Genomic DNA, 20,634 nt, shown 5'->3' on the forward strand with positions numbered 1-20,634 from the left:
TCCGACCCCCGTACGATGCGGGGCATGGGCAGCGGCCTCCGCGTCGAGCAGGTCGCCGACGAGGCGGGCCTGGATGCCTTCCTGCGCCTCGGCCACGACACGCACGGCGGGCTCGCGGTGCCGCTGCCCGAGCGCACGGTGCGCAGCTGGTTCAGGGGCTGGCACCCGCATCCGCACCCCATCACGCTGCTCGTGGCGCGCCGGGGCGACGAACCGGTCGGCCGCGCGGTCGTGCACCGCGACGACCGGCTCGACGCCCGGCTCGGCACCCGCGCGCTCGTGTTCGGCGCGCTCGTCGCCCCCGACGCATCCGTCGTCGACGCCCTCGTCGACGAGTTCGCGGTGCGCGCGGCGAGCACGGGCGCGACGGAGCTCTTCGGGCCCGCGCAGCTGCTGCCGAACCAGTCGGGCGGCGTCATCACGGGCGGCTTCGAGGAGCGCGGCTTCCTCGACTCGGCGTGGAACCCGTCGTGGCTCCCGGATGCGCTCGAGGCGCGCGGCTTCGAGCGCTGGTACGAGGCCGACACCTGGATCGTCGAGGTCGTCGACGACGACGGGCCGACCGAGGCCGAGCTCGACCGCGCCGGCATCCGCATCGACGAGGTCACGCGCTTCGGCCTCGGCCGCGGCCTGCGCACGCTGCTGCCGCTGCTGAACGACTCGTTCGCGCTGCTGCCGACCTTCACGCCCTATACGCGCGCGGAGCTGCGCGCGCAGACCGACGGGCTCTGGTGGCTGCACGAGGAGGGGTTGTTCCTCATCGCGCGCGACGAGCAGGAGGAGCCGGTCGCGTTCGTGCTCGCGGTGCTCGACCCCTCGCGCGTGCTGCAGCGCTCGGGCGGCCGCCTCGGCTTGCGCGAGCGCTGGGAGCTCATCGCCCGGCGCGGCGCGCTGCGCCGCGAGGCGGTGCTCATCATGCAGGGCGCGAGGCCGCACGCGCAGGGCAAGGGCATCGTCACGCTCCTGACGCGGCGGCTGCACGCCAACCTCGCGGAGCTCGGCTGCACCACGCTCCGCTCGACGCTCGTCGGGCGCATGAACCCCGGCTCGGTGCGGCAGTTCACGCGCTTCGGCGGGCGCCCGCTGCACGCGACCGCCTACTACCGCAAGGCGCTCGAGCGGTGACGAGCGGATGCCTCCGGCCGGCTCGGGCGGTACCCTGAGGTCGTGAACCGGTCGGCTAGGCGGTCGCGTCGCCACCCCTTCGGGGGCGGTGCCGAGGAACGTCCGGGCTCCGCAGAGCAGGGCGGTGGATAACGTCCACCCGGGGCAACCCGCGAGAAAGTGCAACAGAGAGCAGGTCCACCGATCGGGCGACCGATCGGCCAGGAGTGAAACGGTGGGGCAAGAGCCCACCAGCGTCGCGTGCGAGCGCGGCGGCTAGGCAAACCTCGCCCGGAGCAAGACCAGACAGCGGATCATGGGGCTGCTCGTCCCGTCCGCGGGTAGGTCGCTGGAGGGCTGCAGCAATGCATCCCCGAGAGAGATGACCGTCCACGACAGAACCCGGCGTATCGGCCGGCCGGTTCACCTCGAGCAGTCGACGGGGCGCGGGAGTCCTCACCGCGCCCCGTCGAGTCGAGCGGCTCACACGGCGGCCGGCACCGCCTCGGGCTGCGCCTGCAGCTGGGGCGAGCGTCGCGCCCAGCGCTTGAGCACGATGACGGCGAGGCCGGTCACGACGGTGCCGACGGCGATCGCGAGCACGAACATCGCGATGTTGCCGATCGCGAAGAACACGAAGATGCCGCCATGCGGCGCCTGGCTCGTGACGCCCGCGGCCATCGAGATCGCGCCGGTCGACGCCGCGCCGAGGATCGCGGCGGGGATGACCCGCAGCGGGTCCGCGGCCGCGAAGGGGATCGCGCCCTCCGAGATGAACGAGGCGCCGAGCAGCCAGGCCGCCTTGCCGTTCTCGCGCTCAGGGACGGTGAACAGCCGCCGGTCGAGCACCGTCGCGAGCGCCATGCCGAGCGGCGGCACCATGCCCGCCGCCATGACGGCGGCCATGATCATCCAGGGCGCGGGGTTCTCGGGGCTGCCCTGGCTCAAGCCGGCCACCGCGAAGCCGTAGGCGACCTTGTTGATGGGCCCGCCGAGGTCGACGGCCATCATCGTGCCGAGCAGCAGGCCGAGAGCGATGGCGGCGGCGCCCGAGAGCGACTCGAGCCAGCCGGTGAGGTTCGCCATGAGCGCCGCGATCGGCCCGCCGAGCAGCATCACCATGAGGCCCGACGCGAACAGCGACGCGAGCAGCGGGATGATGACGACGGGCATGAGCCCGCGCATCCACTGCGGCACCCGCCACGAGCCGATCCACCACGCCGCGAGCCCCGCGAGCAGGCCGCCGACGAGGCCGCCGATGAAGCCGGCGCTCATGAGCAGCGCGACGGCGCCCGCGACGAAGCCCGGGGCGATGCCCGGGCGGTCGGCGATCGCGTACGCGATGTAGCCGGCGAGCGCCGGCACGAGGAAGCTCATCGAGGCCGCGCCGATCGAGAACAGCACCGCGCCGAGGTACTGGCCGAGCCCGCCGTCGGGCAGGTTCCAGAGCGCGTTCTGCACGATGACGTCGCCCGCGACCTCGGTGATGCGGTAGCCGCCGAAGAGGAACCCGAGCGCGATGAGGAGCCCGCCGCCGGCGACGAACGGGATCATGTAGCTCACGCCGGTGAGGAGCGCACGCTTGACGGTGCCGCCGAGCGCGCTGCCGCTCGCGGCCGTCGCGGCGGCCGGCTCGTCGCCGCCCGAGCCGCCGGCGACGCGCGCGCCGCTCGGATCGTCGGCGACGCGCAGCGCGTCGACGATGAGGGCGTCCGCGGCGTCGATGCCGCGCTTGACCGGCACTTGCACGAATGGCTTGCCCGCGAACCGCGAGCGCTCGCGCACGTCGACGTCGACGGCGAAGATCGCGGCATCGGCCGCGGCGATGACGGCCGGGTCGAGGCGCTTCGTGCCGCTCGACCCCTGGGTCTCGACGACGACGCGCACGCCGGCGCGCTCACCCGCCGCCTGCAGCGCATCCGCCGCCATGTAGGTGTGCGCGATGCCGGTCGGGCACGCGGTCACGGCGACGATGCTGCGATCGCCCTCCGGGACCGGCGCGAGCGCCGCCTCGTCACGCTCCGCGACGGCACCGTCGACGAGCGCGACGACCTCCTCGGGCGTCTCGGCGGCGCGCAGCGCGCTCGTGAACTGCTCGTCGATGAGGGAGCCGGCGAGCCGCGACAGCACGGCGAGGTGCGTCTCGGCTGCGTCGTCGGGCGCCATGATCATGAAGACCAGGTCGGCGGGGCCGTCAGGCGCTCCGAAGTCGACCGCGGGCTCGAGCCGCGCGAAGCCGAGGCTCGGCTCGCGCACCGCCGCCGACTTGCAGTGCGGGATCGCGATGCCCGCACCCATGCCGGTGGGGGTGAGCGCCTCGCGGGCGAGGACGGCCTCGACGAGGCCGTCACCGTCGGAGACGCGCGAGGTGCCGGCCGCGCGCGCGGCGAGCGCGCGGATGACCGCTTCCTTGTCGGTGCCGAGCGCTGCGTCGAGGACGACGAGCTCTGGCGTGATGATCTGGGGCATCAGTGCTCCTGGGTCTCGGCGGACTGAGCCGCGGTGGAGAGGGGGACGGCGCCCGCGTCGAGGCGGGTGACGTCGACGCGGGACGCGTCGGCGTCCGCGGTCGTGGGGGTGCCGGTGCCGGGCAGCGCCGCGGCGGCCGAGCCGTGCGCCACGGCTTGAGCGAGCCGACCGGGGGCGTCGTCGCCGCGGCGCTCGGCGATGAGCCAGCCGGCCAGGCTCGCATCGCCGGCGCCGACCGTCGAGCGGACGAGCGTCGGCGGGGGCGTCGCGTGGAAGGTGCGCGCCGCGTCGGCGAGGATCGCGCCGGCGCCGCCGAGGGTGAGCAGCACCGCGCCGACGCCGCGGCCCACGAGCGCACGGGCGGCGGTCGCGGCGGCGTCGAGGCCGGCGATCGCGCCGCGCGCGAGCCCGAGGAGCTCCTCGAGCTCCTCCTCGTTGGGCTTGACGAGGTCGACGCCGTGCGTCACCGCTGATGCGAGCGCGGGGCCGGAGGTGTCGACGGCCACGCGGATGCGCGGCGCGGCGCGGCGAGCCGCGTCGATCGCGTCGACCACGATCGACGTGCGAGTGCCGGCCGGCAGCGAGCCCGAGATGACGAGCCAGTCGGCACCGGCAGCAGCGTCGCCGAGGGCGGCGAGCATGCGTCGCTCGGCCGCGGCATCGAGCTCGGGGCCCGGCTCGTTGAGCTTCGTCGTCGTGCCGTCGGGCTCGGTGATCGCGAGGTTCGTGCGCACTGGCGCGGCGACCGGGACGCACACCGCGGTGATGCCGTCGGCGGCGAGCAGCGTCGAGAAGCGGTCGTGCGGGTCGGCCATCACGACCGCGCGCGACGCGATGCCCGCCGCGCCGAGCGCCCGCGTGACGTTGACGCCCTTGCCGGCCGCGACATCCGTCGGCGGGCCGCCGAGGCGCTGCACCGCGCCGCGCACGAGCGGGCCGGGCAGCTCGATCGTGCGATCGATCGAAGGATTGAGGGTGAGTGTGACGATCATGCGACGTGCACTTCGGTGCTGGCGGCGTCGAGGGCCGCGGCGAGCTCGCGCGCGGGTTCGGTGTCGGTGAGCAGCACGTCGATCGCATCGAGCGGCGCGAAGCGCACGAGCGACGCCTCGCCGAGCTTGCTCGAGTCTGCGAGCAGCGCGACGCGCCGCCCGGCCGCGACGATCGCCGACTTCACCGCGGCCTCGTCGGGATCGGGCGTCGAGGCGCCGTCGTGGTCGAGCGCATTCGTCCCGAGCACGACGAGGTCCGGGCGCAGCGCGCTGATCGAGAGCACCGTCTGTGCGCCGACCGCGGCGCCCGTGACGGCGCGGATGCGGCCGCCGATCGCGTGCACCTCGATCGAGGGATGCGCCGCGAGGGTCTGCGCGATCGCGGGGGAGTGCGTGGCGACGACGAGCCGCGGGCCGGCGGCGCGCGGCCAGGTCGCGACGAGCTCGGCGGCGAGCGCGGCGGTCGTCGTGCCCGCGTCGAGCAGCACGCTCGTGGGCGCGAGGGCGATGAGTCGCTCGCTCGCGAGCCGAGCGATCCGGCGCTTCGCGTCGGCGTGCGCGGACTGGCGCGCGCCCACGGCGGTCTCGACGAGGCTCGACCTCGCGGCGCTCACCGCTCCGCCGTGCACGCGTCGCGCGATGCCGGCCTGCTCGAGCGCATCGAGGTCGCGGCGCACCGTCTCGGTCGTGATGCCGAGGTCGCGGGCGAGCTCGGTGACGAGCACCCGCCCGTCGATGTCGAGTCGCGCAGCGATCCTGTCGCGGCGCTCGGGGACGAGCATCGATGCTTCCATGCAGGAGACGCTACAACACGAACACAGATGAAACAAGACAAACGCAGAACTGTCGTCGCGGCTGCCTAGCGGCCGGCGCGAGGCGGAGCAGTCCCGCCGGGTATCCGGCTCAGCTCGCGAGGCTCCAGCGCACCGCGAGCCACAGCGCGATGTGCTCGTCGCTCGCGCCGCTCCTGACGCGCGGCGGCACGACGTCGTGCTCGCGCACGATCGAGTACTCGCTCACGAGCGCGTCGAGGGGCGCGGCCCACGCGCGCGTGGCGACGAGCGCGCGACCGTGCGAGCGCAGCGCGAGTGCGAACGGCAGCACCCGGTAGGTCAGCTCGAGCCCAGCACCGATGAGCGCGGCGTCGCCCGTGACGCGCATCGACGCACGCCGCACGATGCCGCCGCCGGCGTCGTCCTCGACGAGGGTGCCGACCCGCTCGCCGTGGAGCAGCACCGGCACGCCGTCTGCCTCGGGGCGCCGCCACGGCTGCGCCCGCTGCTCGTCGAGGCTGCGGCGGTCGGTGCGGTCGAGCTCGATGACCGCGTCGCGCACGGTCGCGCGCACGCGCGCGCCGTCGAGCTCGACCGTGGCCGGTCCCCAGGCGGCGCGGCGGAACATCCGCCACTCGGTGCGGGGCTGCGCACGCCGGCGCTCGTCCGCGTGCCCGCGGTGCCGGCCGCGCGGCTCGCGGCCGTTGCGCTCGCGCCGCGTGCTCACACGCCGCGCGCGAGGGCTGCCGCGCCGATGATGCCGGCGTTGTTGCGCAGCTTCGCGGGCACGATCGGCGTGGTCAGCTGCAGCAGCGGCAGGAACTTCTCCGACGACTTCGACACCCCGCCGCCGACGACGAAGAGGTCGGGGGAGAAGAGGAACTCGAGGTGGCTGTAGTAGCGCTGCAGCCGTGCCGCCCAGTCCTCCCAGCTCAGCTCCTCGCGCTCACGCGCCTTGTTCGACGCGCGCGTCTCGGCGCCGACGCCGTCGAGCTCGAGGTGGCCGAGCTCGGCGTTCGGGATGAGGGTGCCGTTGTAGATGAGGGCGCCGCCGATGCCCGTGCCGAGCGTCGTCAGGATGACGAGCCCCGACGCATCCTTCGCCGCTCCGTAGTGATCCTCGGCGAAGCCCGCCGCATCCGCGTCGTTGACGAAGTGGATGTCGCGTCCGAGCGCGCGCTCGAACAGCCGCTCGGCCTCGAGCCCGATCCACGACTTCGAGACGTTCGCGGCGCTCATCGTGCGGCCGTGCCGCACGATCGCCGGGAAGGTGACGCCGATGGGGGTCTCGTCGTCGATCTCGAGCATCCCGACGAGGCCCACGACCGCGTCCCGGATCGCGTCGGGCTCGCCGCCCGCGGGGGTCGGCACCTTCACGCGATCGCTCAGCAGCTCGCCGGTGCGCACGTCGACGAGCGCCGCCTTCACACCCGTGCCGCCGATGTCGACGCCGACTGCCTGATCACTGGAGCTGGTCACGCTTGCCGATCCTGCCATGGATCGGGTCAGGCCGACGGCAGGGTCAGGATCTCGGCACCGCCCTCGCGCACGACGATCGTGTGCTCGAACTGGGCGGTGATGGAGCGATCGCGCGTGACGATCGTCCAGCCGTCGTCCCAGCCGTCCCACTCGTGCGTGCCGAGGGTGAGCATCGGCTCGATCGTGAAGACCATGCCGGGCACCATCTCGGTGTCGTACTGCTCGGTGTCGTAGTGGGGGATGATGAGCCCCGAGTGGAACGACGTGCCGACGCCGTGGCCGGTGAAGTCGCGCACGACGCCGTAGCCGAAGCGCTTCGCGTACTGCTCGATCGTGCGGCCGATGACGTTGACGCGGCGGCCCGGCAGCGCGACCCTGATCGCGCGGCGCAGCGCCTCCTCGGTGCGCTCGACGAGCTGCGTCACCTCGTCGCTCGCCTGCCCGACGATGAAGGTGCGGTTCGAGTCGCCGTGCACGCCGTCCTTGAACGCCGTGATGTCGATGTTGACGATGTCGCCGGCCTCGAGCACCGTGTCGTCGGGGATGCCGTGGCAGACGACCTCGTTGACGCTCGAGCAGACCGACTTCGCGAAGCCGCGATAGCCGAGCGTCGAGGGGTAGGCGTCGTGGCTCGTGACGAAGTCGTGGCCGATGCGGTCGAGCTCGTCGGTCGTGACGCCGGGGCGCACCGCCGCGCCGACGGCGGCGATCGCGTCGGCGGCGATCGTGCCGGCCGCGCGGATGCGGTCGATCGTCGCCTCGTCGTAGACGTCGCCGCCGACGTGCTTCGCCGGGCGCGACTTGCCGACGTACTCCGGGCGGGCGATGGATGCGTCCACGGGCCTCGGGGGAGAGATGCGACCGGGGATCAGGTGACCTCTCACGTCCTTCGGCATAGGCTCCATCCTAGGCAGACGGCCGAGGCGGACCGACCCGCGGCAGCTCCCGAGGAGGCGCGCATGACCGAGTACTGGTACAACCTGGAGACCGGCGTCGTCGAGGAGGGCATGGTCTCGCCGGGCTACGACCGCGCGGGCCCCTTCGCCACGCGCGAGGAGGCGGCGCGCGCGCCCGAGATCATCAAGGAGCGCTCGCGGAAGTGGGCGGCCGAGGAGGCCGCCGAGGACGACTGGGGTTCGAAGCCCGCCGACCAGCGGTAGCGACCGCGTGGCGCGAGTCCATCTGCTCGCCGGCCTCAACGGGGCGGGCAAGTCGACCCTCGCGCGCCGGATCGTCGAGGAGTCCGGGGCGGTTCGCCTCAGCCTCGACGCAGTGATGAGGCGCATGCATCCCGAGCTGCGCTTCGACGACGCCCGTTACGGAGTGCTCGCCGAGCGCTGTCGGCTGCTGCTGTGGGATCTCGCGCTCGAGCACCTGCAGCGGCACGTGGACGTCGTGCTCGACTGGAACTGCTGGAGCGCCGAGCGCAGGCGGCAGTGGCGCGATGCAGCGCTCGACGCCGGCCACGAACCCGTGCTGCACCACGTGGACGCCGACCTCACCATCGCGCTCGAGCGGCTGCGCTCGCGCGCTGCGGCGGGCGATCCGGAATCGCACGGCATCGACGTCGAGGAGCTGCGCCGCTTCTCGGCCATCTTCGAGCCTCCCGGTGATGACGCGACGGAAGGGATGGCGGTGCACGTCGTGCGAGGCTGAGCCGTCGAACGACCGATCCCGATCGCGGGTGCATCCGCGCTCCTCGCACGCGCGGAGGATCCGTCCCCGCAGCGTGCCGGCGTCCAGCTCTCAGGCGACCTCGACGACGCGGCGCAGCGTGCGGAGGTTGCGGGTCGTGACGCGGTCCCTCGCCCGCCGCTCGAGCGCCTTGCCGAACGCGCTCGAGAGCGTCGTGCCCTTCGGGTTCGACCAGTGGACGACGCCGTCGCCCGCGGCGACCGCCTCGCCCTCGCCCGGCTCGAGCGCGGCGAGCTCCGCGGCGATGCCCGGCTCGAGCTCGAAGACGACGTAGGGCGTGTGCTCGTCGTCCTCGCCGTGCGGGTAGTCGGCGATCACGCGCTCGAGGTCGTCGATCGCGATGCCGAGCACCCGGATGCGCCTGCCGTACCGCGCCTCGAGCGCGACCTCCGCCGCCCGGGCCGCGGCCGACGCATCCGTCGCCGTCACCACGGCGTTGCCGCTCGCGAGCACCGTCACGACCTCGTCGAGCCCCGCGCCCTCGAGCAGTGCCTTGAGATCGGCCGAGCGCACGGTCACGCCGCCGACGTTCACGCCGCGGAGGAGCAGGGCGATGCGCACGGTGCCGCCCCCGGCTACTCGTACTCGTGCTCGGGCGCCGGGTAGGCGCCCGAGGAGACGTCCTCGCGGAATGCGTTCGCGGCATCCTCGAGGTCCTTGCCGATCTGCGCGTACTGCTTGACGAAGCGCGGGATGCGCCCGGTCGTGAAGCCCGCCCAATCGGTCCAGACGAGCAGCTGCCCGTCGCAGTGCGGGCCGGCGCCGACCGAGATCGTCGGGATCGTGAGCGCCTCGGTCACGGCGCGCGCCGACTCCGACGGCACCATCTCGAGCACGACCGCGAACGCGCCGGCCGCCTCGACGGCCTTCGCGTCGCGCAGCAGCTTCTCGGCGCCCTCCTCGCCGCGGCCCTGGATGACGTGGCCGCCGAGGCCGTGCTCGGCCTGCGGGGTGAAGCCGACGTGCGCCATGACGGGGATGCCGGCCTCGACGATGTGGCGGATCTGCTCGGCCGAGCGCTCGCCGCCCTCGAGCTTGACCGCGTGCGCGCCCGTCTCCTTCATGAAGCGGATCGCGGTGTGCACCGCCTCGCGCGGGTTCGTCTCGTAGGAGCCGAAGGGCAGGTCGGCGACGACGAGCGCCCGCCTCGCACCGCGCGCGACCGCGCGCGTGAGGGGGATGAGCTCGTCGACCGTCACCGGGAGCGTCGTGTCGTAGCCGAAGACGGTGTTGCCGGCCGAGTCGCCCACGAGCAGGAAGTCGATGCCGGCGCGGTCGAAGATGCCGGCGGAGAGGTAGTCGTAGCTCGTGAGCCCGACGATCTTCACCCCGTCGCGCTTCGCCTGCTGGAAGTGCCGGATCCTGACGCGCTTGGGGCTCGAGGCCGCGCCGCCGTAGGGCGCTGCGGGCTCCTGCGCGCTCTCGCTGAATGCCATGCGGCCGAGCCTATCGACAGCCGCGCGCCCACTAGCCTGAGGGCAGGCCTTCAGGAGGGACTCGGATGGACAAGCAGCGGGACTTCGTGCTCCGGACGATCGAGGAGCGCGGCGTCAAGTTCGTGCGGCTGTGGTTCACGGATGTGCTGGGCACGCTGAAGTCGGTGGCGATCGCGCCCGCCGAGGTCGAGGGCGCCTTCACCGAGGGGCTCGGCATCGACGGCTCGTCGATCGAGGGGCTCTCGCGCTCCTCGGAGGCCGACGTGATCGCGAAGGCCGACCCGTCGACGTTCCAGGTGCTGCCGTGGCGAGGCGAGATCGACCCGACCGCGCGCATGTTCTGCGACATCGCGACGCCCGACGGGCAGCCCGCGGCCGCCGACCCGCGGCACGTGCTCAAGCGCACGCTCGCGAAGGCCGCCGACCTCGGGTTCAGCTTCTACACGCATCCGGAGTGCGAGTTCTACCTGCTGAAGTCCGCCGACGTGCACCACCCCGAGCCCGTCGACCGCGCCGGCTACTTCGACAACGTGCCCGGCGGCACCGCGCACGACTTCCGCCGCGCGAGCGTGCGCATGCTCGAGGACATCGGCATCTCGGTCGAGTTCAGCCACCACGAGGCGGGACCGGGCCAGAACGAGATCGACCTGCGCTACGCCGACGCGCTCTCGACCGCCGACAACATCATGACCTTCCGCACGGTCGTGAAGGAGGTCGCGATCCAGGAGGGCGTCTACGCGACCTTCATGCCGAAGCCCTTCGAGGGGCAGCCCGGCAGCGGCATGCACACCCACATGTCGCTGTTCGAGGGGGAGCGGAACGCGTTCCACGACCCCGCGGGGCAGTACCAGCTCTCGAAGGTCGGCCGGCAGTTCGTCGCGGGCCTCCTGCACCACGCGCCCGAGTTCACCGCGGTGACGAACCAGTTCGTCAACTCCTACAAGCGCATGTGGTCGGGCGACGAGGCGCCGAGCTACGTCTCGTGGGGCCACAACAACCGCTCCGCGCTCGTGCGCGTGCCGCTCTCGAAGCCCAACAAGGCGCAGTCGGCGCGCGTCGAGTACCGCGGGCTCGACTCGGCCGCCAACCCCTACCTCGCCTTCTCGGTGCTGCTCGCGGCGGGGCTCAAGGGCATCGAGGAGGGCTACGAGCTGCCCGAGGAGGCGACCGACGACGTCTGGGCGCTCTCCGACCGCGAGCGCCGCGCGCTCGGCTTCACGCCGCTGCCGGCGAGCCTCGACCGGGCGCTGCAGCACATGGAGGAGTCGGAGCTCGTCGCCGAGACGCTCGGCGAGCAGGTCTTCGAGTACTTCCTGCGCAACAAGCGCGAGGACTGGCAGCGCTACCGCGCCCAGGTGACGCGCGTCGAGCTCGAGTCGAACCTGCTCTCGCTCTAGCCCATGCGCATCCCGTCGCCGCGCGCTCGACTGGCGCAGCTCGGGTTCCGCGAGCCGAGCCGCGCCGCGGCGTGCCTCGAGGAGCTCCCGGATGCGTGGCGGGGCACGGGCAGGACGGCCCTCGTCGAGGCCGCGGCGCGCGCCGCCGACCCCGACACGGCCCTCGAGTCGGCCGTGCGGCTCGAGCGCGCCGGCGTCTCGCTCGACGAGGCGCTCGCCGACGCGGGCTCGCGCGAGTCGCTCCTGCGGGTGCTCGGCGGCTCGATGGGCATCGCCGAGCACCTCGAGCGGCACGCCGAGGACCTCGACGTCGCCGCCCGGCCGCTGCCGCCCGCGCCCGCCGAGCGCTACGTCGACAGCCTGCTCGAGTCGGTCGACGCATCCGCCGCGACCGACGGGGTCGGTCCGGTCGCGCGGAAGCCGAGGGACGAGGCGATCGCGGCGATGCGCGGCCGCTACCGCCGCCACCTCACCGAGCTCGTCGCGTGGGACCTCGGCCTCGACGACCCGAGCGCCTCGGTCGACGTCGTCTCGGCCGCGCTCGCCGACCTCGCCGCCGCCGCGCTCGAGGCAGGCCTCGCGATCGCCCGCGCCGCCGCGCGCGAGCGCTACGGCGAGGACGCCGACCGCGTGCGGCTCGCGGTCATCGCGATGGGGAAGACGGGCGCGCGCGAGCTCAACTACCTGAGCGACGTCGACGTCATCTGGGTGCACGAGGCCGACGGCGTCGACGACCCGCGGGCGACCCAGATCGCGACGCTGCTCGCGCGCGAGACGACCGCGGCGTGCGCGCAGTTCCAGAAGGCACCGCCGCTGTGGGAGGTCGACGCGAACCTGCGGCCCGAGGGCAAGGACGGCGCGCTCACGCGAACGCTCGCCTCGCACGTCGCCTACTACGAGCGCTGGGCGAAGTCGTGGGAGTTCCAGGCGCTGCTCAAGGCGCGCGCCGTCGCGGGCGACGCCGAGCTCGGCGCGGCCTATGAGGCCGCTGTGCGCTCGAAGGTGTGGGAGTCGTCGAGCCGCGAGGGCTTCGTCGAGTCGGTGCAGCGGATGCGCGAGCGGGTGAGCGAGCACATCCCGGCCGACGAGGTGGCGCGGCAGCTGAAGCTCGGGCCGGGGGGCCTGCGCGACATCGAGTTCACGGTGCAGCTGCTGCAGCTCGTGCACGGCGCCGACGACGAGTCGGTGCGGCAGCGCGGCACGCTCGAAGCGCTCGACGCGCTCGCCGAGCTCGGCATCATCGGCCGCGCTGACCGGGACGAGTTCAGCGACCACTATCGGTTCCTGCGCGTGCTCGAGCACCGCATCCAGTTCTGGCGCATGCGCCGCACCCACCTCATGCCGGTCGATCCCGACGAGCTGCGGCGGCTCGCGCGCTCGGCAGGGCTGCCGGATGCCGCGACCCTCACCGAGCGCTGGCAAGCGGTGCGGCGCGCGGTGCGGTCGCTGCACGAGCGGCTCTTCTACCGCCCGCTGCTCGGCGCCGTCGCCTCGCTCGGCCACGACGACGTGCGGCTCACGCCCGAGCACGCGGCGAAGCGGCTCGAGGCGTCCGGCTACGCCGACGCGCGCGGCGCGCTCGGCCACATCGCCGAGCTCACGGGCGGCGTGACGCGCCGCGCGCAGATCCAGCGGCTGCTGCTGCCGGTGCTGCTCGGCTGGTTCGCCGAGGGCGTCGATCCCGACATGGGGCTGCTCGCGTTCCGGCGGCTGAGCGAGGCGCTCGGCGAGAGCCCGTGGTTCCTGCGCATGCTGCGCGACTCGCCCGTCGCCGCTCGGCGGCTCACGCGGCTGCTCTCGTCGTCGCGCCTCATCGGCTCCCTCATGGAGCGCATCCCCGAGGCCGCGTCGTGGCTCGACGGCGACGAGCAGCTGCGGCCCCGCTCGGAGGAGTCGCTGCGCGAGGAGGCGGCCGCCGTGCTGGGCCGGCACCGCGGTGACCCCGATGCCGTGCGGAGCGCGCTGCGGTCGCTCCGCCGCCGCGAGCACCTGCGCGTCGCGATGGCGAGCGCGCTGCAGCGCGTCGACGAGTCAGCCGTCGGCGTCGCGCTCACCGCGATCGCGGCGGCCCTCGTCGACGCGGCGCTCGAGCTCCACACGCCCGAGGGGCTCCGGCTCGCGACCATCACGCTCGGCCGCACGGGCGGGCGGGAGATCGGCTTCGGCAGCGACATCGACGTCATGCACGTCGCGCGCGGCGAGGGCGACCCGATCGCGGTCGCCACCACCGTCATCCGCAAGGTGCAGGAGACGCTCGCCGACCCGACGCTGCCGTTCGAGCTGGATGCGGCGCTCCGGCCCGAGGGGCGCCAGGGACCGATCGTGCGCACCCTCGAGAGCTACCGCGCCTACTACGAGCGCTGGTCGGAGCCGTGGGAGGCGCAAGCGCTCCTGCGGGCGCGGCCGTTCGCGGGCGACGCCGAGCTCGCGGACGAGCTCATGGCCATCATCGACGAGCGCCGGTATCCGGCGGAGCTGCCGGCGTCGGCCGCGCGCGAGGTGCGGCGCATCAAGGCGCGCGTGGAATCCGAGCGGCTGCCGAAGGGCGCCGACCGGCGGCGCCACCTCAAGCTCGGCGACGGCGCGCTGAGCGACGTCGAGTGGCTCGTGCAGCTGCTGCAGCTGCAGCACGCGGGTCGCGAGCCGAGCCTGCGCACGCCCTCGACGCTCGAGGCGCTCGCCGCCGCCGCGCGCGCCGACCTCATCAGCGAGCGCGACGCCGAGATCCTCCGCGAGGCGTGGGCCCTCGCGACGCGCCTCCGCAACGGGCTCGCGCTCGCTCGCGCGCGCACGATCGATGTGCTGCCGAACGAGCGCACCGAGCTCGAGGCCGTCGCGCGCCTCATCGGCATGCCCGCGCGCTCGGCGCTCGCGCTCGAGGAGCAGTACCTCGCGGTCACCCGCCGCTCGCGCCGCGTCTTCGACCGCCTCTTCTACGACGCCTGACGGGCACCCGCTCGTCGAGTAGCGGCCGCTGGCCGCGTATCGAGACGCCGCTCGCTCCGATCACGATGCGCGCCCGGCTGCGCCGAGCGCCACTCGACCGACGTCGTGGCCGGGGCAGCCTCGCAGGCTTCCTCCCTACGCTGGCGCGATGTTCTTCATCTTCGGCTTCGGCCCCAAGCAGGAGGAGCTCGGCCCGGGTCTCACCCGCACGTGCGTCAACTGCAACAACACGGCGGCGTGGCGGCGCATCCGCGAGTCGAAGCGCTTCACGCTCTTCTTCATCCCGATCGCGCGCTGGGGCAAGCGCGAGTTCGAGGCGTGCCCGATCTGCGGCTACGCCGTCTCCGGGTGAGCGCGACGGACCGCATCCGCCAGTGAACGCCGAGAGCCGGCCACCCGCGGGTGACCGGCTCTCGAGCTGGGTGCGTCAGACGCCGTAGTAGAGCTCGAACTCGTACGGGTGCGGGCGCAGGGCCATCGGCAGGATCTCGGTCTCGCGCTTGAGCGAGATCCACGTGTCGATGAGGTCCTTCGTGAAGACGTTGCCCTCGAGCAGGAACTCGTGGTCGTTCTCGAGCGCGACGAGCGCCTCCTCGAGCGTGCCCGGCACCTGCGGGATGCCCTTGGCCTCCTCGGACGGCAGCTCGTAGAGGTCCTTGTCGATCGGGTCCATCGGCTCGATGCGGTTGCGGATGCCGTCGAGGCCAGCCATCATCTGCGCGGCGAAGGCGAGGTACGGGTTCGACGCGGCGTCGGGCGCGCGGAACTCGATGCGCTTCGCCTTCGGGTTCGAGCCCGTGATCGGGATGCGGATGGCCGCCGAGCGGTTGCCCGCCGAGTACACGAGGTTGACCGGCGCCTCGAAGCCCTTGACGAGGCGGCGGTAGGAGTTGATCGACGGGTTCGTGAAGGCGAGCACCGCCGGCGCGTGCGCGAGCAGGCCGCCGATGTACCAGCGCGCCGTGTCGGAGAGGTTGCCGTAGCCGTTCTCGTCGAAGAAGAGCGGCTTGCCGTCGAGCCACAGCGACTGGTGCGTGTGCATGCCCGAGCCGTTGTCGCCGAAGAGCGGCTTCGGCATGAACGTCGCCGTCTTGCCCCACTCGAGCGCCGTGTTCTTGACGATGTACTTGAAGGCGAGGATCTCGTCGGCCGCCTTCACCATCGTGTTGAAGCGGTAGTTGATCTCGGCCTGGCCGCCCGTGCCGACCTCGTGGTGGCTGCGCTCGACCTGCAGGCCGATCGCCTCGAGCTTGAGGCAGATGTCGTCGCGCAGGTCGGCCTGCTTGTCGACGGGGGAGACGGGGAAGTAGCCGCCCTTGAAGGCCGTCTTGTAGCCGAGGTTGCCGCCCTCCTCGACGCGCCCGGTGTTCCAGGCGCCCTCCTCCGAGTCGACCGAGTGGAACGACTGGTTGGGGGTGACGGAGTAGCGCACGTCGTCGAAGATGTAGAACTCAGCCTCGGGCGCGAAGAACGCGGTGTCGGCGATGCCGGTCGAGGCGAGGTACTGCTCGGCCTTGTGCGCGACCTGGCGCGGGTCGCGGTGGTAGATCTCGCCCGTGCGCGGGTTGTAGATGTCGAAGATCATGACGAGCGTCTTCTGCTCGCGGAACGGGTCGAGGTAGGCGGTCGACACGTCCGGGATGAGCTGCATGTCGGACTCGTTGATCGTCGCGAACCCGCGGATCGAGGAGCCGTCGAAGAGCTGGCCGACCGAGAAGAACTCCTCGTCCACCGTCGACGCGGGGATGTTGAAGTGCTGCTGCACGCCGGGGAGGTCGGTGAACCGGATGTCGAGGAACTTCACCTCCTCGTCCTTGATGAAGGCGAGGGCCTCGGACGGGTCCTTGAACATGGTGCTCCTGACTTGGCGGTTCGGTTGAGCGGTTGCCTTGCCTCGACGCTACGCGGGAGCCGTTGCCCGACCGTGACGCCGATGTTTCGGCGGTGTTACGTCAGCGCGGCCGGCCGGGTCGCACTCGGCGGGGATCGATGCCCTTCGGGATGGGCAGGTTCGTCTGCCCGAGCGAGGTGAGCCGGTTCGCGACCGCCATCACCTCGGCACGGCTCAGCACCTTCTTCAGCCGGCGCATCGACTTCGTCATCTTGCGCAGCTCGAGCGCCGAGTCGGGCCCGATCTCGATCACGTTGACCGGCACGTTCGGCACGATGCGCTTGAGCTTGCGCTGCTCCTCGCCCACGAGTCGCGCGACGCGCTCGCGCGGCCCCTCGGCGATCAGCACGACGCCGGGCTTGCCGACCGCGCGGTAGACGGCGTCCTGCGTGCGCGGGTTGACCGCGACGGGCATCTCGCTCGTCGACCAGTTGCCGCGCAGGCCGCTCTTCAGCACGGCGCCGACGGCGCCGGGGCGGCCCTCGATCTGCGAGAACGCGATCTTCTCGGCGCGCCACGTGAGCGTCATCATCATGAGCATCAGGCCGATGAGCACGCCCGAGATCACCCAGAGCACGAACCACAGCACGTCCTGCTGCGTCACGATCGCGAGCACGACGACGACGATGATCGGCCCGAAGAAGGCCAGCAGCATCAGCGGCAGCGCCGCCTTGTCGTTCTTGCGGGTCATCTGGAAGATGGACCACATCGTCTTGAGCCGGCCGGGCTCCTTCTCGGTCTCGCGCGCCATGCCCCCCAGGATACCGGGGCGCGGACCCTCCGCTCTCCACAGCGAGGTGCGGGATCCGCACCCGGCGCGCCGTCGCCGTGGCATCGTCGCGGCGTGGATCCCGATGCTGCGTCGATCGCCGGCTATCCGCTCGTGCGGGCGGTGCGGCGCACGGCCGAGCGCGAGGTCTGGGTGGCGGATGCGTCGGGGCACGGCGTCGAGGTGCACCGCGCCCTCGCAGGCGCTGACGCGCCGCTCGCGCGCGAGGCCGAGGCGCTCCTGCTCGCCGAGCACGAGCACCTGCTGCCCGTCGTCGACGTCGCGACCGACGTGGGCGTCGTCGTGGTGCGCCAGCTCGTGCCGCGCGACCTCGCCGACTGGCTGCTCGAGCGCGGCGAGCCAGAGTCGGGGGAGGCCGTGACGGCGCTCGCACCGATCGCGGCAGCGCTCGGGGCGCTCCACGCGATCGGGGCGGTCGCGGGCGGCGTGACGGCGCACGACGTGCGCATCGACGACGACGGCGCGCCGATGCTCGTGGGCGAGGGCGCGCACCTCGAGACCGACCGCCCGACCGAGGCGTGGCGGGAGGCGAGCGACGGCGTCGCGGCCGACGCGCGCGGCTGGCGCGAGCTCGCGCTGCTGCTCGCCGACGCAAGCGGGCAGCCGCTGCCGCAGTCGGTCGAGGCGGCCGTCGAGCGCCGCGACCTCGTTGCCGCGGGCGCAGCCCTCATCGCCGCGTGGCCCGCGCTGCCGCTCGCGCTCGACCCGCCCGTCGTGCGCGGCGAGCCGGCACCGTCGCGGATGCGTCCGCGCGAGCGGGCGAGCGGGCTCGAGGCGGTGTGGGCTCGCGTCGCGCTGCTGCTCGAGCGGCTCCCGCGGGGCGCGCCGGTCGCCGCACGGCTGCTCGACTCGGCGCGCGCAGTGCGCCCGCGCTACTGGGCCGTCAGCGGCGGGGGCGTCGTCGCGCTCGTCGTGGCGGCGGTGCTGCTCGGCGGCAGCGGTCCGCCGGTCGCGGACGCGGCGGCGGAGCCATCGCCGACGCCGACCCTCGGCGACGTGGCTGCCGCGCAGCCCACGGCGGTGCCGACCGCGCACCCGCCGCCGGGCGGCGTGCCGGCCGACCCGCTCGCGGGCGCGGCCGCGCTGCTCGCCGAGCGCGAGGCGTGCCTCGATGCGGGCGACGCGGCGTGCCTCGTCGGGCTGCACGAGCCCGACAGCCCGCTGCTCACCGCTCTCGCGCCATGGCGGATGCCCGACGACGGGGTGCTCGAGGTCGTGCAGCAGCTCGGCGACGCATGGCTGCTGCGCGTGGTGTCCGGAGACGAGCCTGCCTCGGTGCTCGTCATGAGCACCGAGGCAGGCTGGACCCTTCGGGACGCGTGGTCTGACTAGACCTCGAACGCACCCGACTCGAGGCGCTGCTTGACCGCCGCGAGGTAGCGGGCGGCGTCGGCGCCGTCGATGATCCGGTGGTCGTACGACAGGGCGAGGAACACCATCGAGCGGATCGCGATCGAGTCCTGGCCGTCGACCGAGACGACGACCGGGCGCTTCACGACCGTGCCGACGCCGAGGATCGCGCGCTGCGGCTGGAACACCACGGGGGTGTCGAAGAGCGCGCCGCGCGAGCCGGTGTTCGTCAGCGTGAAGGTGCCGCCGGCCAGCTCGTCGGGCTTGAGCTGGTTGTCGCGCGTGCGCTGCGCGAGATCGGCGATCTCGGCGGTCAGCTCGCGGATGCTCTTCGACGACGCGTCGCGGATGACCGGCGTGAGCAGGCCGCGCTCGGTGTCGACCGCCATCGCGAGGTTCTCGGTCTCGGGATAGGTGATCGTCTCGCCGTCGTCCGTCGCGTTGATGAGCGGGTGCGCCTTGAGCGCCTCCACCGCCGCTTGCGTGAAGAACGGCAGGAAGGTGAGCTTGTTGCCCGTCTCCTGCTGGAACGAGGCCTTCTTCGCCTCGCGCAGCTGCGCGACCTTCGTCACGTCGACCTCGACGACGGTCGTGAGCTGGGCGAGCTCCTGCATCGACTCGACGGCGCGCTTCGCGACGACCTTGCGCAGGCGCGACATCTTCGCGGACGTGCCGCGCAGCGGCGAGACCTCGACGGGAGCCGGTGCGGCCTCGGCCGCGGGCGCTGCCTGCGGGGCCTCGGCGGGCTTCGCCTCGGCTGCCGCGAGCACGTCCTCCTTGCGGATGCGGCCGCCGACGCCCGTGCCCGAGATCGAGCCGAGGTCGACGCCGCGCTCGTTCGCGAGCTTGCGGACGATCGGTGTCACGTAGACGCCGCTCGACGCGGACTGCGCTGCGGGCTGCGCGGGCGACGCCGATGCCGACGGAGCGGCGGGTGCCTGCGCCGCGGAATCCGACTGCGCGGGCTTCGACGGCGCGGGCGGTGCCGGCTGCTTCGGCGCCTCGGCCTTCGGGGCCTCCTGCTTCGGCGCCTCGGCCTTCGCGGCCTCCTGCTTCGGCGCCTCGGCAGCGGGTGCCGCCTGCTGGTCCTCGGCCTCCGGTGCCTTCGCGGGCTCGGGCTGCTCGGTCGAGGGCTTCGCGGGCTCGGGCTGCTCGGCCGGCGTCGCGTCCTGCTCCTCGGCGGAGCTCGACGACGGCGCGGGCTCGTCGGTCGCGGCGTCGTCGGTCGTCGGCTCGCCGCCGGACGGCGCGCTCGCCGAGCCGCCGACGCGCGCGATGACGCTGCCGACCTCGACCGTGTCGTCCTCGGCCACGAGCAGCTCCGAGATGGTGCCGGCCACGGGGGAGGGGACCTCGGTGTCGACCTTGTCGGTCGAGATCTCGACGATCGGCTCGTCGACCTCGATCTCGTCGCCGACCGCCTTGAGCCAGCGGATGATCGTGCCCTCGGTGACGCTCTCGCCGAGCTCCGGGAGCTTGATGTCGGTGCCGCCGCTCGACTGCTGCGCGTCGGCCTGCGGCGCGGGCGCCGACTCCTGCTGCTCGTCGGCCTGCTTCGAAGGCGACTCCTGCGCCTCGGCGGCCGACTCATCGTCGGCCTCCTGCTCGGGCTCGGCGTCGGTGCCCTCGGTCGCCGTCTCGGCGTCGGTCTCCGGCGCCTGCTCGGCGGGTGCGTCGCCCGCGTCGCCGACGCGCGCGATGACTGCGCCGACCTCGACGGTGTCGTCCTCGTCGGCCAGGATCTCGGTGAGCGTGCCGGCGATCGGCGACGGCACCTCGGTGTCGACCTTGTCGGTCGAGATCTCGACGAGCGGCTCGTCGACGGCGATCTCGTCGCCGACGGACTTCAGCCAGCGCGTGATCGTGCCCTCGGTGACGCTCTCGCCGAGCTCCGGGAGCTTGATGTCGGTGCCGCCGCTCGACTGCTGCGCGTCGGCCTGCGGCGCGGGCGCCGACTCCTGCTGCTCGTCGGCCTGCTTCGAAGGCGACTCCTGCGCCTCGGCGGCCGACTCATCGTCGGCCTCCTGCTCGGGCTCGGCGTCGGTGCCCTCGGTCGCCGTCTCGGCGTCGGTCTCCGGCGCCTGCTCGGCGGGTGCGTCGCCCGCGTCGCCGACGCGCGCGATGACTGCGCCGACCTCGACGGTGTCGTCCTCGTCGGCCAGGATCTCGGTGAGCGTGCCGGCGATCGGCGACGGCACCTCGGTGTCGACCTTGTCGGTCGAGATCTCGACGAGCGGCTCGTCGACGGCGATCTCGTCGCCGACGGACTTCAGCCAGCGCGTGATCGTGCCCTCGGTGACGCTCTCGCCGAG

General features: G+C 73.2%; 18 protein-coding genes and 1 other RNA gene. 8 read left to right on the forward strand and 11 right to left on the reverse strand.

Annotated features, from left to right (window positions below; genetic code table 11):
• The first annotated feature begins 24 nt into the window (after positions 1 to 24).
• Both L332_RS28275 and rnpB read left to right on the forward strand, forming a co-directional pair.
• Positions 25 to 1,125, forward strand: coding sequence for a hypothetical protein (locus tag L332_RS28275; RefSeq protein ID WP_021011725.1), 1,101 nt, complete (start codon positions 25 to 27; stop codon positions 1,123 to 1,125).
• A 47-nt stretch (positions 1,126 to 1,172) separates the two neighbouring features.
• Positions 1,173 to 1,530, forward strand: an RNA gene (gene rnpB / locus L332_RS29665) — RNase P RNA component class A.
• Positions 1,531 to 1,587: 57 nt separating this feature from the next.
• Here rnpB and L332_RS28280 read toward each other — a convergent pair.
• From L332_RS28280 to map, 6 genes are all read right to left on the reverse strand, one after another.
• Complete coding sequence (locus tag L332_RS28280) at positions 1,588 to 3,573, reverse strand: PTS fructose transporter subunit IIABC (RefSeq protein ID WP_021011726.1); 1,986 nt, start codon at positions 3,571 to 3,573, stop codon at positions 1,588 to 1,590.
• Positions 3,573 to 4,565 carry a 1-phosphofructokinase family hexose kinase gene (locus L332_RS28285; protein ID WP_021011727.1) on the reverse strand — a complete coding sequence of 331 codons (993 nt, stop codon included), beginning with the start codon at positions 4,563 to 4,565 and terminating at the stop codon, positions 3,573 to 3,575. The genes L332_RS28280 and L332_RS28285 overlap by 1 nt, the downstream gene beginning before the upstream one ends.
• Positions 4,562 to 5,359 (reverse strand): DeoR/GlpR family DNA-binding transcription regulator, encoded by a 798-nt coding sequence (locus L332_RS28290; RefSeq protein ID WP_021065144.1) that lies wholly within the window; start codon positions 5,357 to 5,359, stop codon positions 4,562 to 4,564. The genes L332_RS28285 and L332_RS28290 overlap by 4 nt, the downstream gene beginning before the upstream one ends.
• A gap of 109 nt (positions 5,360 to 5,468) precedes the next feature.
• Positions 5,469 to 6,065, reverse strand: a complete 597-nt coding sequence (locus L332_RS28295) for a hypothetical protein (protein ID WP_021011729.1) — start codon at positions 6,063 to 6,065, stop codon at positions 5,469 to 5,471.
• The gene (gene ppgK, locus L332_RS28300) at positions 6,062 to 6,817 is read right to left on the reverse strand and encodes a polyphosphate--glucose phosphotransferase (RefSeq protein WP_021011730.1); all 756 of its coding nucleotides are present in this window, start codon (positions 6,815 to 6,817) and stop codon (positions 6,062 to 6,064) included. The genes L332_RS28295 and ppgK overlap by 4 nt, the downstream gene beginning before the upstream one ends.
• Before the next feature lie 26 nt (positions 6,818 to 6,843).
• Positions 6,844 to 7,713, reverse strand: a complete 870-nt coding sequence (gene map / locus L332_RS28305) for a type I methionyl aminopeptidase (protein ID WP_021011731.1) — start codon at positions 7,711 to 7,713, stop codon at positions 6,844 to 6,846.
• Between the two features lie 63 nt (positions 7,714 to 7,776).
• Here map and L332_RS28310 point away from each other — a divergent pair, with 63 nt between their 5' ends.
• Both L332_RS28310 and L332_RS28315 read left to right on the forward strand, forming a co-directional pair.
• Positions 7,777 to 7,977 (forward strand): hypothetical protein, encoded by a 201-nt coding sequence (locus tag L332_RS28310; RefSeq protein ID WP_021011732.1) that lies wholly within the window; start codon positions 7,777 to 7,779, stop codon positions 7,975 to 7,977.
• A 7-nt stretch (positions 7,978 to 7,984) separates the two neighbouring features.
• Positions 7,985 to 8,473, forward strand: coding sequence for an AAA family ATPase (locus L332_RS28315; RefSeq protein WP_021011733.1), 489 nt, complete (start codon positions 7,985 to 7,987; stop codon positions 8,471 to 8,473).
• A 90-nt stretch (positions 8,474 to 8,563) separates the two neighbouring features.
• Here L332_RS28315 and L332_RS28320 read toward each other — a convergent pair whose 3' ends face one another.
• Both L332_RS28320 and panB read right to left on the reverse strand, forming a co-directional pair.
• Positions 8,564 to 9,073 (reverse strand): DUF1697 domain-containing protein, encoded by a 510-nt coding sequence (locus L332_RS28320; RefSeq protein WP_021011734.1) that lies wholly within the window; start codon positions 9,071 to 9,073, stop codon positions 8,564 to 8,566.
• 14 nt (positions 9,074 to 9,087) lie between these two features.
• Positions 9,088 to 9,948, reverse strand: coding sequence for a 3-methyl-2-oxobutanoate hydroxymethyltransferase (gene panB / locus L332_RS28325; RefSeq protein WP_021011735.1), 861 nt, complete (start codon positions 9,946 to 9,948; stop codon positions 9,088 to 9,090).
• Between the two features lie 65 nt (positions 9,949 to 10,013).
• On the opposite strand from panB, the gene L332_RS28330 reads away from it, so the two are divergent.
• The 3 genes from L332_RS28330 to L332_RS28340 all read left to right on the forward strand — a co-directional run bounded on the left by L332_RS28330 (position 10,014) and on the right by L332_RS28340 (position 14,643).
• Positions 10,014 to 11,345 carry a glutamine synthetase family protein gene (locus L332_RS28330; RefSeq protein ID WP_021011736.1) on the forward strand — a complete coding sequence of 444 codons (1,332 nt, stop codon included), beginning with the start codon at positions 10,014 to 10,016 and terminating at the stop codon, positions 11,343 to 11,345.
• A 3-nt stretch (positions 11,346 to 11,348) separates the two neighbouring features.
• A complete protein-coding gene (locus L332_RS28335) occupies positions 11,349 to 14,291 on the forward strand; it encodes a bifunctional [glutamine synthetase] adenylyltransferase/[glutamine synthetase]-adenylyl-L-tyrosine phosphorylase (RefSeq protein WP_021011737.1) in 2,943 nt (980 codons plus the stop codon).
• A 148-nt stretch (positions 14,292 to 14,439) separates the two neighbouring features.
• The gene (locus L332_RS28340; RefSeq protein WP_021011738.1) at positions 14,440 to 14,643 is read left to right on the forward strand and encodes a zinc-ribbon domain-containing protein; all 204 of its coding nucleotides are present in this window, start codon (positions 14,440 to 14,442) and stop codon (positions 14,641 to 14,643) included.
• A 75-nt stretch (positions 14,644 to 14,718) separates the two neighbouring features.
• On the opposite strand, the gene glnA is transcribed toward L332_RS28340, so the two are convergent.
• Positions 14,719 to 16,143: a type I glutamate--ammonia ligase gene (glnA, locus tag L332_RS28345; RefSeq protein ID WP_021011739.1), complete on the reverse strand. Its 1,425-nt coding sequence runs from the start codon at positions 16,141 to 16,143 to the stop codon at positions 14,719 to 14,721.
• A gap of 100 nt (positions 16,144 to 16,243) precedes the next feature.
• Positions 16,244 to 16,933, reverse strand: a complete 690-nt coding sequence (locus L332_RS28350; protein ID WP_021011740.1) for a DUF4191 domain-containing protein — start codon at positions 16,931 to 16,933, stop codon at positions 16,244 to 16,246.
• Positions 16,934 to 17,026: 93 nt separating this feature from the next.
• Here L332_RS28350 and L332_RS28355 point away from each other — a divergent pair, with 93 nt between their 5' ends.
• A complete protein-coding gene (locus L332_RS28355) occupies positions 17,027 to 18,304 on the forward strand; it encodes a hypothetical protein (protein ID WP_021011741.1) in 1,278 nt (425 codons plus the stop codon).
• Here the strand turns inward: L332_RS28355 and sucB are convergent.
• A partial coding sequence (sucB, locus tag L332_RS0115825; protein ID WP_031224391.1) for a 2-oxoglutarate dehydrogenase, E2 component, dihydrolipoamide succinyltransferase occupies positions 18,301 to 20,634 on the reverse strand: 2,334 nt, incomplete at its 5' end. The genes L332_RS28355 and sucB overlap by 4 nt on opposite strands.

Origin of the sequence: Agrococcus pavilionensis RW1, from assembly GCF_000400485.1 — a bacterium.
Lineage (GTDB): Bacteria > Actinomycetota > Actinomycetes > Actinomycetales > Microbacteriaceae > Agrococcus > Agrococcus pavilionensis.

What these genes read in the sequence shown, in the direction of transcription:
- L332_RS28275 (WP_021011725.1), top strand. Translation starts at nt 25, where the DNA reads ATGGGCAGCGGCCTCCGCGTCGAGCAGGTCGCCGACGAGGCGGGCCTG.
- L332_RS28280 (WP_021011726.1), bottom strand. Translation starts at nt 3,573, where the DNA reads ATGCCCCAGATCATCACGCCAGAGCTCGTCGTCCTCGACGCAGCGCTC.
- L332_RS28285 (WP_021011727.1), bottom strand. Translation starts at nt 4,565, where the DNA reads ATGATCGTCACACTCACCCTCAATCCTTCGATCGATCGCACGATCGAG.
- L332_RS28290 (WP_021065144.1), bottom strand. Translation starts at nt 5,359, where the DNA reads ATGGAAGCATCGATGCTCGTCCCCGAGCGCCGCGACAGGATCGCTGCG.
- map (WP_021011731.1), bottom strand. Translation starts at nt 7,713, where the DNA reads ATGCCGAAGGACGTGAGAGGTCACCTGATCCCCGGTCGCATCTCTCCC.
- L332_RS28310 (WP_021011732.1), top strand. Translation starts at nt 7,777, where the DNA reads ATGACCGAGTACTGGTACAACCTGGAGACCGGCGTCGTCGAGGAGGGC.
- panB (WP_021011735.1), bottom strand. Translation starts at nt 9,948, where the DNA reads ATGGCATTCAGCGAGAGCGCGCAGGAGCCCGCAGCGCCCTACGGCGGC.
- L332_RS28330 (WP_021011736.1), top strand. Translation starts at nt 10,014, where the DNA reads ATGGACAAGCAGCGGGACTTCGTGCTCCGGACGATCGAGGAGCGCGGC.
- L332_RS28335 (WP_021011737.1), top strand. Translation starts at nt 11,349, where the DNA reads ATGCGCATCCCGTCGCCGCGCGCTCGACTGGCGCAGCTCGGGTTCCGC.
- L332_RS28340 (WP_021011738.1), top strand. Translation starts at nt 14,440, where the DNA reads ATGTTCTTCATCTTCGGCTTCGGCCCCAAGCAGGAGGAGCTCGGCCCG.
- glnA (WP_021011739.1), bottom strand. Translation starts at nt 16,143, where the DNA reads ATGTTCAAGGACCCGTCCGAGGCCCTCGCCTTCATCAAGGACGAGGAG.
- L332_RS28350 (WP_021011740.1), bottom strand. Translation starts at nt 16,933, where the DNA reads ATGGCGCGCGAGACCGAGAAGGAGCCCGGCCGGCTCAAGACGATGTGG.